General features: G+C 34.8%; 11 protein-coding genes and 1 rRNA gene. 2 read left to right on the plus strand and 10 right to left on the minus strand.

Annotated elements, in window-relative coordinates:
* The 3 genes from E0F91_RS13900 to E0F91_RS13910 form a co-directional block, all read right to left on the minus strand.
* A 16S ribosomal RNA gene (locus E0F91_RS13900) occupies window positions 1-110 on the minus strand; the annotation flags it as partial.
* 1,073 nt (window positions 111-1,183) lie between these two features.
* Window positions 1,184-1,993, minus strand: a complete 810-nt coding sequence (locus tag E0F91_RS13905) for a lysophospholipid acyltransferase family protein (RefSeq protein WP_132067060.1) — start codon at window positions 1,991-1,993, stop codon at window positions 1,184-1,186.
* A gap of 87 nt (window positions 1,994-2,080) precedes the next feature.
* Window positions 2,081-2,725 (minus strand): NUDIX hydrolase, encoded by a 645-nt coding sequence (locus E0F91_RS13910; RefSeq protein ID WP_132067061.1) that lies wholly within the window; start codon window positions 2,723-2,725, stop codon window positions 2,081-2,083.
* Between the two features lie 93 nt (window positions 2,726-2,818).
* Here E0F91_RS13910 and E0F91_RS13915 point away from each other — a divergent pair, with 93 nt between their 5' ends.
* Window positions 2,819-3,259, plus strand: coding sequence for a DUF4268 domain-containing protein (locus E0F91_RS13915; RefSeq protein ID WP_132067062.1), 441 nt, complete (start codon window positions 2,819-2,821; stop codon window positions 3,257-3,259).
* Window positions 3,260-3,310: 51 nt separating this feature from the next.
* Here E0F91_RS13915 and E0F91_RS13920 read toward each other — a convergent pair whose 3' ends face one another.
* From E0F91_RS13920 to E0F91_RS13940, 5 genes are all read right to left on the minus strand, one after another.
* Window positions 3,311-3,715, minus strand: coding sequence for a hypothetical protein (locus tag E0F91_RS13920; RefSeq protein WP_132067063.1), 405 nt, complete (start codon window positions 3,713-3,715; stop codon window positions 3,311-3,313).
* Window positions 3,716-3,718: 3 nt separating this feature from the next.
* A complete protein-coding gene (locus E0F91_RS13925) occupies window positions 3,719-4,663 on the minus strand; it encodes an NAD(P)H-dependent flavin oxidoreductase (RefSeq protein WP_132067064.1) in 945 nt (314 codons plus the stop codon).
* A gap of 16 nt (window positions 4,664-4,679) precedes the next feature.
* Window positions 4,680-6,293: a S8 family peptidase gene (locus E0F91_RS13930; protein WP_132067065.1), complete on the minus strand. Its 1,614-nt coding sequence runs from the start codon at window positions 6,291-6,293 to the stop codon at window positions 4,680-4,682.
* A gap of 132 nt (window positions 6,294-6,425) precedes the next feature.
* A complete protein-coding gene (gene mnmA / locus E0F91_RS13935) occupies window positions 6,426-7,613 on the minus strand; it encodes a tRNA 2-thiouridine(34) synthase MnmA (protein WP_132067066.1) in 1,188 nt (395 codons plus the stop codon).
* Between the two features lie 72 nt (window positions 7,614-7,685).
* Complete coding sequence (locus E0F91_RS13940; RefSeq protein WP_132067067.1) at window positions 7,686-8,402, minus strand: toxin-antitoxin system YwqK family antitoxin; 717 nt, start codon at window positions 8,400-8,402, stop codon at window positions 7,686-7,688.
* 462 nt (window positions 8,403-8,864) lie between these two features.
* Between E0F91_RS13940 and E0F91_RS13945 the strand changes: the two genes are divergently transcribed.
* The gene (locus E0F91_RS13945; RefSeq protein ID WP_132067068.1) at window positions 8,865-9,833 is read left to right on the plus strand and encodes a fasciclin domain-containing protein; all 969 of its coding nucleotides are present in this window, start codon (window positions 8,865-8,867) and stop codon (window positions 9,831-9,833) included.
* Between the two features lie 54 nt (window positions 9,834-9,887).
* On the opposite strand, the gene yidC is transcribed toward E0F91_RS13945, so the two are convergent.
* Window positions 9,888-11,792 carry a membrane protein insertase YidC gene (yidC, locus tag E0F91_RS13950; RefSeq protein WP_132067069.1) on the minus strand — a complete coding sequence of 635 codons (1,905 nt, stop codon included), beginning with the start codon at window positions 11,790-11,792 and terminating at the stop codon, window positions 9,888-9,890.
* A gap of 65 nt (window positions 11,793-11,857) precedes the next feature.
* Window positions 11,858-13,471 (minus strand): CTP synthase, encoded by a 1,614-nt coding sequence (locus E0F91_RS13955; RefSeq protein ID WP_132067070.1) that lies wholly within the window; start codon window positions 13,469-13,471, stop codon window positions 11,858-11,860.
* Between the last annotated feature and the right edge of the window lie 3 nt (window positions 13,472-13,474).

A 13,474-nucleotide genomic window follows, 5' to 3' on the forward strand; every position in this document is an offset into this window, starting at 1 on the left:
TTACGCACCCGTGCGCCGGTCTCTAATTCCGAAGAACTATACCCCTCGACTTGCATGTGTTAAGCCTGCCGCTAGCGTTCATCCTGAGCCAGGATCAAACTCTTCATCGTATATTGTGTGCTTGAATTGCTTCAAGCTATTGTTATTCGACTCCAATTCTATCGGTTTTTTAAAATCTCTCGATTCTATTACTCTTATTCTTTTGCTTTAACATCTCTGTTAAAACGGCTGTCAATTCAATATGTCTAGGAACGTGTTCTTGTCTTATTCTTTACCTCAATCAACACTTGTTAAAGTGTTTCTCGAAGCGGGTGCAAAAGTAACAACTTCTTTTGTTTCTCGCAAGAAAAATTTAAAGTTTTTTTTCGAAGATTTAAATCCTCTTTTCTTTATCTTTTCTTACCAGTCTCTCAAAGAACATTGAGCTTTTGCGGGGTGCAAAGGTAACATCCGTTTTCTAATCTCACAAGCTTTTTTAAATATTTTTAGAAAATAAATTTCTACCTTAATCTAATGTGCTTGCCAGTATTTAAAAGAACATTTGCCGTTGTTGCGGGTGCAAAACTAACTCCTTTATTGGGTTATTCAAGCTTTTTTAAACTCTTTTTTTATCCTTTTCTTAACTTTAACTTTAACTCGCTGAAACCGTGAATTTTGAAAGTATAAGTTTTTTGTGCTTCCCTCTCCCTTTCCAAAGCTAAGCATGCTAAAAGGATCAAAATCTAGTTTCTTTGTTATTAGATTGCGCTAGGAGCGATCGGATATGTGACTCCTTTTAAATATTTATTGCTTCTCTGAGCCGCTTTATTGACATCACAGACAAGATTAATACTGATTTTATATCCTTGACTGCAGTATCGTCTAAGATAGGTTCGATTTTTTTGACGCCTTGGCAGTTGTTCCTTGTTTATTGCGGTTCTCATTGTATTAAGACATTCTATACCTACCTATATATAAGGTACACCGAATTCTAAATCAATTACACAACTCCCCGCGTTAGGGATAGTAGCAAAAAGCCCGCAGCCAAGTGAAGTGTAACGCAACTTGACGAGGACTTGTAGCGAATAGCCCGGCCCTTTATAAAAAAGAGGCTACTACCCATTTAGATAATAGCCTCTCTTTTATAGAGGGAAACGCCCAAGTAATTGTTATTAATAAGCCCACGCATTTATTTAACGTCTGCTTAGTATTCCCACCTGCGCGTTTTATTTAATTCTTCTTGCTCTTTGATAATTTCAGCCGGTATTACTTTGAGGAATGAACAATGTTGCTCAATAGCATATTCTACTTTTTCAACAATTTCCTCGACAGTATCCTTATCGTAATCAATATCCAAAGGCTCTTTAATAATGAAGGATTGAAGAATGCCCTTCTTTTTCATACGTAATCCTTTTTTATCAAATGAACGACGGAAGCCATCGATCACAATAGGAACAACAATAGGTCTGTGCTGTTTTATAATATGAGCCGTTCCTTTACGAACTGGCTTAAAGGATTTAGTTGTCCCTTGCGGAAAGGTTATAACCCATCCGTCTTTTAAAGCAATTTTAATATTTTCAGTATCATCTGGATTAATGTCTTTTTTCTCCAGAACATCGACTCCTTTAGCTCTCCAAGTTCTTTCGACCGTAATTGCGCCAGCGTAAGCCATAATTCGCGGTAATAATCCAGCCTGCATTGTTTCTTTTGCAGCTACATAATAGATGTTCATTTTAGGCTGCCAGAGATAACATACGTTTTTAATAGAATCATCACGACCGCTGAGACTTGCATTAAAAACATGGAACATTGCTACGACATCAGCAAAGTACGTTTGATGATTCGAAATGAAAAGAACATTAGTGTCAGGTAAATTCCTTATGATTTCTGAACCTTCAATTTGCAATTCATTGAAACCTCTATATCGCCGATGCGTGATGGCGCCGAAAATCCTGATTAACCATTTTTTTAAAAACAGGATGTGACCAAAAGGATTTCTCTTAAATAATCCCATAAAATTATGTGTTTTTTATATTTAGCAAACCTACGAAATTAATTTTTGATTGTTTTTAGCATTCTAAAACCGTTGCTTCCTATCTATTTAAGAACATAGGCCTTTTTTTAAAACCTCTTTCAATTCGCTAAGCATCATTGCTGTTGCTCCCCAAACGATGTGGTTTTCAATTTTAAAAGCAGGAACACTGCTTTCATCTGAATAAGACGTTAAGACCTTAGTCTCCACAACAATTGAATCACTTAAAAAAATAGACAGAGGCAATTCGATTATATCCGCTACCTCAGAAGGCTGCGGCACAAATACTAATTCCTCTTTACTAATACCTAAAAAAGGATACACCATAAAATTACTAGGTGGTATATATAATTGTGTAAAAGGTTTAAGTATTTGTATTTTATCTGGATGAATGCCAACTTCCTCGTGAGTTTCACGCAATGCTGTGTACTCAAAATCCTTATCGTCGATTTCGTATTTCCCTCCTGGAAAGGCAATTTGAGCAGAATGCACCCCTTTGTATGAATTCCGAACAATCAAAACCAGATGTGTAGTTTCATTTTTAGGATAAAAAAGCATCATTACTGCAGCTACTCTTGGATTTTTATTGCTAAAATCAATCTGCTTTAAACTTTGTGACCGCTCCAATGGTGCCATTTTAATATGTGCGTCAAAGGCAGGGAGCCTTACATCAAGTACTTTAGGAACAAACTGTAAAAATTCTTGAAAATCCATAATCAAAGTCTATTTTTGCATATTGAAATTTAATATAAATATAGTCTAGAAAATACCGTTATACAAATTTTCTGATACCAAAAGTCATACACAATGTACAGTAAAGAAGAAACACAAAAGTTAAAACGCGAATTCTGGGTTGAATTTTCGGAAAAATTTCCCCGAAAATGGTTGTTGTACGATACTAAAATCAAAGATTTTTCTTTTAAATTTTATGTGGATAATAAAAAGGCTCAAGTTTTAATAGCCATAGAACAGCGAAGCGATGAAAAAAGAATTGCTTATTTTGAGAAACTGGAATCTTTAAAAAACATTCTAGAAGAGGAATTCATTAAAGATCTGGTTTTTGAAAAAGAGCACACCTTGGAAAGTGGTAAAACGATTAGCCTTATTTGGGTTGAAAAACTAGGCGTTGGCGTTAGTAATAGAAAATACTGGCCGGAAATTTTTGAATTTTACAATGATAAAATGAATGCTTTGGAGCTGTTTTATTCAGAGTATGATGGATATATCAAAGATATTGAACAATTTTAAAAACGAGTAAGAAATCAAACATAGCACTGTATTATCCAACTTCATATTCAATCACATATTGAAAATATTATAAAGTATTATCCTGTTACCATAATTAATGTACAGTTGCTTTCGGTTTTCTTGCTTTTTTCTGGTAATGATCGAAACTGTACAATCGACGCCTTCGTTATCTTTACAGGTAAATGTGTAAACAGTATCTGTTTCATTTTCCTCAATAGGTTGGTATTCTACAATTTCAAAAAGTTGGATAATTTGAGAATAAACTACAATTCTACTTTTATTAGTATCTAATGAAATTAAAATATTAACTAAATTTAAATCAGACCATTTTCCCCATTTCCCTTTTTCATTTTTCTCTAAAACGCTAAAGCCTGAAGTTTTAAACTTATAATTTTGTCCATAGGAATATTGTACTCCTAGCATCAAAAAAAGTAGAATAATATATCTTTTTATCATTGCTTAAAATTGAAAATTGGTTGTCTCTGTTCTTGCGTATTCAAAATCGACAATCATTTCTTGGATGATTTCAGCAGCCGATTTTATCTCGTGAATAAGACCTGCAATTTGACCGATTTCTAACTCTCCTTCGATTAAATCGCCTTCAAACATGCCTCTTTTTGCTCTAGCTCTTCCTAATAACGTAACTATTTCATCCTTTGACGGACACGTTTGATATAAATCCTGTACATCTTGATAAAACTTATTTTTAATTAACCGAACTGGAGCAAGTTCCTTCAATGTCAATTGCGTATCTCCCTCCTTAACCTTTACAATCGATTCCTTGAAATTATCATGAGCTGACGATTCTAGTGATGCGGCAAATCTACTCCCAACTTGAACTCCATCGGCACCAAGAACCATGGCTGCTAGCATCCCGCGACCAGTAGCAATACCTCCGGCAGCAATCAACGGAATTGAAATTTTTTCTTTCACCATAGGAATAAGTGTCAGTGTTGTGGTTTCCTCTCTACCGTTATGGCCTCCAGCTTCAAATCCTTCGGCAACAATTGCGTCCACACCAGCATCTTGTGCTTTCAATGCAAAAACGGAGCTACTTACGACATGCACTACCGTTACCCCATTTTGTTTCAAGAATGACGTCCATGTTTTTGGATTTCCCGCTGATGTAAAAACTATTCTAACCCCTTCCTCTACGACAATTTTCATTATTTCCTCAATGTTGGGATACAACATGGGAACATTTACTCCAAATGGTTTTGAAGTAGCTTTTTTACATTTTTGAATGTGTTCTCGCAAGACATCGGGATACATAGAGCCCGCACCAATCAATCCTAAACCACCCGCGTTACTGACAGCACTGGCTAATTTATAACCACTATTCCATATCATTCCTCCTTGAATAATTGGATATTTAATTTTGAAAAGTTCGGTGATTTTGTTCATGCGGTTTTGATTGCTATTATTGTTTTATTATTTTTCCACTTTTAGAGAAACTATCCGATTCCAATTTATAAAGATACATTCCTTGATTCAATGCTTTTAAAGAAATTACAGCTGATAGAGGTGTTACTTTTTGTTCTAAAATTTTCTGTCCTGAAATAGTATAAATAAAAACAGTTCCACTTTCGAATTTTGTAGGCAAAGAAACGGAAATAGAATCAGTGGCTGGATTAGGATAAATTATAAAATCCTCTTTAGAAAATGACTCTGTAGACAATTGGTTGCGAACAATCAGTCCAAAATCAGGAATTCCATATCCATACTGATTGTTGGGAGTTAAAAATTTATCGGATGATTGAAGTATTAAATCTTTAATTTGTTGGTTTGTTTTTTCTGGAAATGCTTGCCATAGACAAGCCACCATTCCAGCCATTATAGGACCAGAAAAGGAAGTCCCATTTGCCGATACAATATTTCCAGCAGCATCTGAAACAACTGCAGCCTGACCTTGCGCCATAACATCGGGTTTTATTCTCCCATCAGATGAGGGTCCTACTGAACTAAAGAAAGTTACTATTTCTGTGGAGTTCACTGCTCCTACTGCGATCACGGAAACCGCATCTGCTGGTACGGCAACATGAGGATCTGATGAACCACCCGAATTACCGGCCGAAGTCACCAGAATCATTCCTCTACTAAATGCAATTTCCGCACCTCGAGACATGAACGCTGTTGTACCATTCATTTCACTATAGGTATGGTTGTATGCTTCGTTATCAAAATCAAAATATCCTAAAGAGGTATTGATAATATCCACACCTAAACTGTCTGCCTTTTCTGCTGCTTCAACCCATAGTGATTCTTCCACAGGATTTTCAGATGTATCATCTTCTGTTATAAATAAATAATAAGAAGCATCTGGGGCAGTTCCCACTAATGAATTCTCTTTGTAACCTCCCATTGCGGAAAGTACAGAGGTTCCATGCGAGACACCAGTATAAAAATCTGGATTTCTCAATACAAAATTATAACCACCTAAAATTTGGTTATTGGTTCTTAATTTTTGGAAAGGTTGTGTTGTATTGACACCAGGAAAACCTGCATCCATAATAGCAATTACTTTTCCGGAGCCCGTGTAATTTTGTTGGTGCATTACTTGCCCGTTGAGCATTTGGATCTGATTTGAAGAGCTTCCATAAGCATAATCCACTTTTGTCTTCTTGGTTTTATTTCCTTGCTTTACCTTAATTGATTTCGCGATTTTACCAATTTGATTTAATGATTTATCTGCAAAATCAACTTTAACCACAAATGAAAGCTGTAGTAAGTCATTTATTTTAGCTTGCGTTCCTCGCACATGAAGAGCATTTAGCCATTTCGATTTTGCCATCACAGTAATACCCGTAATAGCTTTTACTTGATTAATATAAGAAGCCTCAACAGGCACATCTTTAATATCTAAAATAATATTTTGATTGGTTCTTCTATCTAATGCTCTCTGAGAAAGCATTTTCAATGGTGTATCAGCAAAAGATTGAGAACTAGGCTTTGCATTAAAATATACCCAAGCATCCTGCTGCGCAAAACCGTTTGTTGTAAGCAATACTAAAATAAATAGGTAGAATTTGGTCATAGGTATCGTCATTTGTTGTGCCATCAAGATTTCAACAGTAGCGGTAATTGAATCATGGTCAAAACTATATTTGGTCTATTATTACAATTTTGTGGAACTCACTATTAGATTTTGATAATGTAATAAAACAAACTAAGAAATTACTCCTGATCCTATTAATTCATCTCCTACATACCAAGCTGCAAATTGTCCTTCGGTTATTGCGGATTGAGGTTCATCAAAAGCCACGTACATTCCATTTTCAAATTGATGCAAAGTGGCGCTTTGTAAGGGCTGTCTGTATCGAATTCTAGCCATTACATTCATGGTTTCTCCTTTGGCTAAAGCCAAATCTTTACGAATCCAGTGTACTTCCTCTTTTTCAATATGTAACGCTTTCTTGAATAATCCAGGATGCTGACTTGTTAATCCCGTATAGATCGTATTGGTCTCCACATTAGTAGCTATAATAAATAATGGATCTGTTGTTCCACCAACATTTAATCCTTTTCGTTGCCCAATAGTGAAATAATGAGCCCCTTGATGTTTTCCTACTACTTTTCCCATTTCTGGGGTATAGGAAATTTTTTCAGCCTCCAATTTTAAATCTTCTTCAAAACTTAGTCCTACTTTTTTTTCTAAATTATATATAGGGTCATCTTTATCAATTTGGATAATATCGCCTGCTTTAGGTTGTAATTTTTGTTGTAAAAAATCTGGTAACCTTACTTTTCCAATGAAGCATAACCCTTGTGAATCTTTCTTTTCAGCAGTAATCAAATCCAATTGCCCAGCAATTTCTCGAACCTCTGGTTTTGTCAATTCTCCAATTGGAAACAACGACTTTGCTAATTGCTCCTGCGACAATTGGCAAAGAAAATAGGATTGATCCTTATTGGTGTCCGCACCTGCTTTTAGCTGATAGACCGTTTCGCCGTTCACTTCTATTTCGCTTTTTTGACAGTAATGTCCTGTTGCAACAAAATCAGCCCCAAGACTCAACGCAATTTTCATAAAAACATCAAATTTTATTTCGCGATTACAAAGTACATCTGGGTTTGGTGTACGTCCTTTTTCGTATTCGTTGAACATGTAGTCCACGATTTTCTCTTTATATTCTTCACTTAAATCGACTGTTTGAAAAGGAATTCCCAACTTTTCTGCTACAAGTAAAGCATCATTGCTATCTTCCAGCCACGGACATTCATTAGAAATAGTAACGGAATCGTCATGCCAATTCTTCATAAAAAGACCAATTACTTCATATCCTTGCTGTTGCAACAAATATGCCGCAACACTTGAATCTACTCCTCCTGAAAGTCCAACAACTACACGCTTCATCTTCAAAAAATTATAATTTTATAAGGCTGCAAAGTTACAAAAGATTTATAACAGTATTCGTTAAGTGTTTTGTTAATTGTTTTTGTCTTTTATTGCCTGCTCTTGAAAACTCATGTTCTTTTCTTTGATCAATTTCCCTTTTTCAAAAAACTGCCACATTCCAGCTTTTTTTCCATTTAAAAACTGTCCTTTGGAAGCCATATCTCCATTAGATTCTTTGAAAATGGCTGTACCATTATACACGTCATTCTTGAAATTAGATTCTTCCAGTAAGACTCCCTTCTCTGTGTATTTTTTATAAAAACCATTTTTCAAATTATTTTTATAATTAATCTCTTCTGCGACTTTACCACTAGGATAAAAAACGGTACGAAGCCCCTCTAGTTTTCCTTTACTATAATTTTCAATAGTCATTATGTTTTTTGAGGCCAAATGATAATATTTCCATTGCCCTTCAAATACTTTATTTACCACTTTACCCTCACTCACTTTATTGCTTTTTTGATCATAAAAAATAGTGAATGCTGAATTATCAATTGGATTAAACTCTCGTGTAGCAATTACCGCCTTAGCTTTGGTATCATCATAAAAATAAAAAATACCTATTTCTTTACCATGTTCAAAATTACCTTCGTAACGAGGTCTTCGGGAATCCTGATAAAACCCTTTCCAAACTCCCTGTTTTTTTCCTCTTTCGTCTAATTTATTAAAATTGGACTGAGACATGCAATTTTGGCTCAAAAGCATAAGAACTAAAAGGGTAAAAAAACTAATTTGATATTTTTTCATCACTACATAATATTAAGTCAATAGTACAAAACTACAATTGTACTCTTTTATTTTAAGCAAATTTACAAATTTATTATAGTTGTTCTCACCTCCACTTAATTATGGATAAGAGAAACAGTTTAAACTTGTAAAGTTTAAAGATAAAATATAAAATTCTAGATGGAATTACAACGTTGAAAATTATCTACTAGTCGTTTTTAAAGTGGTAAGTAACCGTTAATTATAAAGTGTTTAATTAAACTAACAAGTATTTTTTAAAACAAATACTATAAAAAAGATCCGATTCACCATATATAGCTTATTATCAATACCTTATGATTAATTAAAATTGACTACAATTGAAGTTAAACAACCTTAAAAGAAATAATAAAGTTTCATGTTGTTTAGCAATTTATAATACTTATTAAACAAAATTCAAAAGCTATTTACTAATTTAGTGGAAACAAATAAACATTAAACACTATGAAAAATGTAATTAAACTGAAAAATCTAATGCTAATTGCATTATTTACCGCACTTTCCGTATCGTGCGACGATGATAATAATAACGACAATATGGTTGTAGACAACACCATTACTGGAAAAGCAGTAGCTACTCCAAATTTAAGTATTTTGGTTCAGGCACTTGTGAAAGCGGAATTAGCTACTACTTTGAAAGGAGCTGGTCCCTTTACCGTTTTTGCACCCACGAATGAAGCATTTACCGCTTTTCTTGCAACCACTCCTTATGCTACAATAAATGATGTACCAAAAGAAGCTTTAACACAAATATTATTGAATCATGTTGTCACTGGTTCTGTAAAATCTACGGATTTAACCACAGGATACATCAAAACGTTAGCCAAAGGTTCCGCATCAACTACTAATAATTTAAGCATGTATGTAAATATAACTGCTGGTGTGAAACTTAATGGAGTTGCGACCGTTACTACTCCAGATATCATGGCTTCAAATGGAGTGATTCACATTGTAGACAAAGTGATTGACTTGCCAACTATTGTAACTCATGCTGCAGCAAATGCTAATTTTAGTACTTTGGTAAGCGTTTTAAATCGTTCTGGAGAACCTAACTTCATAACTGCCTTATCTGGAACTGGTCCGTTTACCGTTTTTGCTCCAACAAATGGTGCTTTTACAGCCTTGAATACGGAACTAGCTCCTGGCGGAATTGCAGGAGTTTCTCCAGCAAACTTGACAAAAGTTTTACAATACCATGTAGTAAGCCCTGCTAATGTATTAGCGGCTAGCTTAACCGAAGGACAGGTAGTTACTCCTATTCTAGTACCAGCTCAAACCTTTACCATACAATTATCTGGGGGTGCCAAAATTAAAGATGCTAGAAACAGAATTTCAAATATTATCATTACCGATGTTCAGTGTTCAAACGGTGTCATTCACGCCGTGGACAAAGTATTACTACCTCTTCTGTAATTATTTTTAAAGCAAAAAAAAAGCTCTCAAAATTTTGAGAGCTTTTTTTATGACTTATTTCTTCTTTTTGTCTAATGCTTTTTGAGCTTCGGCTTGTTCCATAACTTCTTGAAGTTTTTTCTGGAATTTACCTTGTTTCTTCGGCTCTTTCAATTTATTCTCTTGAATTTGAGCATGAATTTTATCACTGTCGATAAAGTATCTTTTGATGACAATCATTATTCCAATGGTAATTAGATTCGAAATAAAGTTATACAAACTCAATCCCGCACCATAACTATTAAAGAAAAACAACATCATGATTGGCGAAACATAGATCATGATTTTCATCATCTTAGCCATATCTGGCATTCCCTCTTGTTGTGGAGCAGCCATTTGCTGGTCGCCAGATGTCATCTTCATGTAAAAGAAAATAGCTATCGAAGCCAATACTGGAAACAAACTGATGTGATTTCCATAAAAAGGGATATAAAAAGGCAATCTAATTACCTCATCAAAAGACGATAAATCATCTGCCCAAAGGAAGCTTTTTTGTCTCAACTCAAAGGCCGATGGGAAAAACTGAAACGAAGCATACATAAAAGGGAGCTGTATCAATGCTGGAATACAACCTGCCATAGGATTTACTCCTGCTTTGTTGTACAACTTCATCGTTTCCTGTTGCTTTTTCATTGGGTCTTTTTTGAATTTTTCACCCAATTCTGTTATTTCAGGACGCAATACCTTCATCTTCGCTTGTGACAAGAATGATTTGAAAGTAATAGGCGACATTGCAATTTTAATGATTATAGTAAAAACAATAATTGCAATTCCGTAAGCAATGTATGAACTTAAAAATCCGAACAACGGTATAAAGATAAACATGTTAATCCATCCGAAAATACCCCAACCTAACGAGATGATTTTTTCAAGATTAAGATCATATGATTTTAGTGTTTTGTAATCTGTTGGACCAAAATACCAACTCATTTTATGATCTAATTCTCCATTGGTAAACGTTAAAGGAATATTAGCTTTAAATTGTTTGGTAAAAGTAGTATCAATTTTATCATCTATAACTAAATTATCAGACTTCACTTTTGCTGTTTCCAAAGGTGTTTTTGATAACAAAATCGTAGAGAAAAAGTGCTGTTTGAAAGCAATAAAAGTTGCTTTTTCAAGATCTGACTCTTCTGTTTGACCTAAACCTGAATAATCAATTTTACCTTCTTCATGCTCGAAATAGATTTCGGTGTAACGGTTTTCATAAGAAACACTTTTCTCATTTCTGTAGGTTTTCAAATTCCATTCTAAATCCAATGGTTTTGCCGTATTCAATACTTTATTCAACCCTTGGGAACGAATGTCAAAACCAATCAAATAATCGTTTGGTTTCAAAATATATTTGTATTCTAAGAATTCGTTGGCTCCCGCTTTCAATTTCATAGACAATATTTGATCCGCTCCAACTTTCGTTAAAGTAGGTTCAAAATACAAGTCTTTTGAGTTTAATGTACGGTTATCACTGGTTAGTAATTGTACATTTAAATTAGCATTATTGTCTTTAATTAATTGAACTAATTGTCCCGAACCTTTCTTAAATTTTTCAAATTGTTTCAAAGTAGCTTCAACAATATAGCCTCCTTTATTAGCAATAGTCAACTTTACCAATTCGTTTTCGATAGTTGTAAGACCTGCTTTAGCAGAGGGAAGTGTTGCAGAATACGCAAAATTCCCTAAGTTTTTTTGTAATTGGGCAATTTGTGTAGAGTCTCCCGTTGCTACTGCAACAGTTGCTTTGGCTACCGTTTTAGCTTCTAACTCTTTCGCTTTTGCTTCTTTAATTACCAACTCTTTTTGAGCCTTTTCAGCTGCAACCACTTTCGGGTCTGGTTGATTTTGATACATGATAAAAACCAAAATACCAAAAATTAATGCAAAACCTATAATCGAATTGAGGTCAAATTTTTTTTGTTCCATTATAATATTTAAAAAGTTTAATCTAATTAGTATACCGTTTGATGAATTGTTTCAAAAAACTAAAACTATTTTTTCTTTGCTTTAACAGCTGCTGCCACAAAATTCACAAAAATGGGATGTGGATTCGCAACCGTACTTTTATATTCCGGATGGTATTGCACCCCGATAAAAAAAGGATGGTCTTCTATTTCTATAATCTCAACTAACCCGGTATCCGGATTTACTCCAGACGCAATCAATCCTGCATTTTGTAATTGTGCTACATAATTGCTATTGTACTCATAGCGATGACGGTGACGTTCTGAAATTGTTTCTTTTTCGTAAATTTTAAAGGCCAATGAATCTTTTTTGATATCACATTTCCATGCACCTAGACGCATTGTCCCTCCTTTATCCGTAATTGTTTTTTGCTCTTCCATAAGATTTACCACTGGATGCGCTGTATGTTCATTCATTTCGGTTGAATTGGCATCAGTGTAACCCAGAATATTTCTTGAATATTCTATGATAGCCATTTGCATTCCTAAACAAATCCCGAAGAACGGCACTTTATTTTCACGAGCGTATTGCACTGCTGCAATTTTCCCTTCAATTCCTCTTTCTCCAAAACCTGGCGCCACAAGTATTCCATCTAAGCCCGAAAATTTCTCGTGTATGTTGTTGGCATCAATGTGTTCTGAATGAATTGACACTACATTTACCTTCGTTTCATTAGCAGCACCAGCATGAATAAACGCTTCCAAAATAGATTTGTAACAATCCTGCATTTCTACATATTTCCCAACCAAACCGATATTTACTGTATGCTTTGGATTTTTCAATCGGCGTAAAAAAGTATTCCAGTTTTTTAAGTCTGGTGCTGCTTTTTTAGGCAGATCTAATTTTTTTAAAGCCACGACGTCAAGTCCTTCTTCCAACATTAAATTAGGGACTTCATAAATAGTAGAAGCATCTATGGATTGAATAACGGCTTCTCTTTTTACATTACAAAACAAAGCCAGTTTATTGCGTAATTCTTCCGAAATTTCATGCTCTGTTCTGCACACTAAAATGTCCGCTTTTATTCCGCTTTCCATCAAGGTTTTCACAGAATGCTGTGTTGGTTTTGTTTTTAATTCTCCGGCTGCAGCCAAATAAGGCACCAAAGTAAGGTGAATAACAATTCCGTTATGTTCTCCTAATTCCCACACCAATTGACGAACAGATTCAATATATGGCAACGATTCAATATCACCTACCGTTCCACCAATTTCTGTAATAACAATATCGTAGTCACCGGAATTTCCTAGCAACTGCATTCTTTCTTTGATTTCATTGGTAATATGAGGAACGACTTGTACCGTTTTACCAAGAAATTCTCCTCTTCGTTCTTTTTCAATAACGGAAAGATATATTCGTCCTGTAGTCACATTATTGGCTTGAGACGTAGGAACATTCAAGAAACGCTCGTAATGTCCTAAATCTAAATCCGTTTCAGCGCCATCATCAGTAACATAACATTCCCCATGTTCATAAGGATTTAATGTTCCGGGATCTACATTGATGTACGGGTCAAACTTTTGGATGGTTGTACGGTATCCTCTTGCTTGTAACAATTTTGCCAAAGATGCCGCGATGATTCCTTTCCCTAAAGAAGAAGTCACACCGCCAGTAACAAAAATATATTTCGTTTGATTCATTCT

The organism is Flavobacterium sandaracinum (genome assembly GCF_004349135.1).
Lineage (GTDB): Bacteria > Bacteroidota > Bacteroidia > Flavobacteriales > Flavobacteriaceae > Flavobacterium > Flavobacterium sandaracinum.

Bases quoted from the DNA above. Each gene is read 5' to 3' on its own strand.
- E0F91_RS13915 (WP_132067062.1), top strand. From the start codon at position 2,819: ATGTACAGTAAAGAAGAAACACAAAAGTTAAAACGCGAATTCTGGGTT.
- E0F91_RS13920 (WP_132067063.1), bottom strand. From the start codon at position 3,715: ATGATAAAAAGATATATTATTCTACTTTTTTTGATGCTAGGAGTACAA.
- E0F91_RS13930 (WP_132067065.1), bottom strand. From the start codon at position 6,293: ATGACCAAATTCTACCTATTTATTTTAGTATTGCTTACAACAAACGGT.
- E0F91_RS13940 (WP_132067067.1), bottom strand. From the start codon at position 8,402: ATGAAAAAATATCAAATTAGTTTTTTTACCCTTTTAGTTCTTATGCTT.
- E0F91_RS13905 (WP_132067060.1), bottom strand. From the start codon at position 1,993: ATGGGATTATTTAAGAGAAATCCTTTTGGTCACATCCTGTTTTTAAAA.
- yidC (WP_132067069.1), bottom strand. From the start codon at position 11,792: ATGGAACAAAAAAAATTTGACCTCAATTCGATTATAGGTTTTGCATTA.
- E0F91_RS13955 (WP_132067070.1), bottom strand. From the start codon at position 13,471: ATGAATCAAACGAAATATATTTTTGTTACTGGCGGTGTGACTTCTTCT.
- E0F91_RS13925 (WP_132067064.1), bottom strand. From the start codon at position 4,663: ATGAACAAAATCACCGAACTTTTCAAAATTAAATATCCAATTATTCAA.
- E0F91_RS13945 (WP_132067068.1), top strand. From the start codon at position 8,865: ATGAAAAATGTAATTAAACTGAAAAATCTAATGCTAATTGCATTATTT.
- E0F91_RS13910 (WP_132067061.1), bottom strand. From the start codon at position 2,725: ATGGATTTTCAAGAATTTTTACAGTTTGTTCCTAAAGTACTTGATGTA.
- mnmA (WP_132067066.1), bottom strand. From the start codon at position 7,613: ATGAAGCGTGTAGTTGTTGGACTTTCAGGAGGAGTAGATTCAAGTGTT.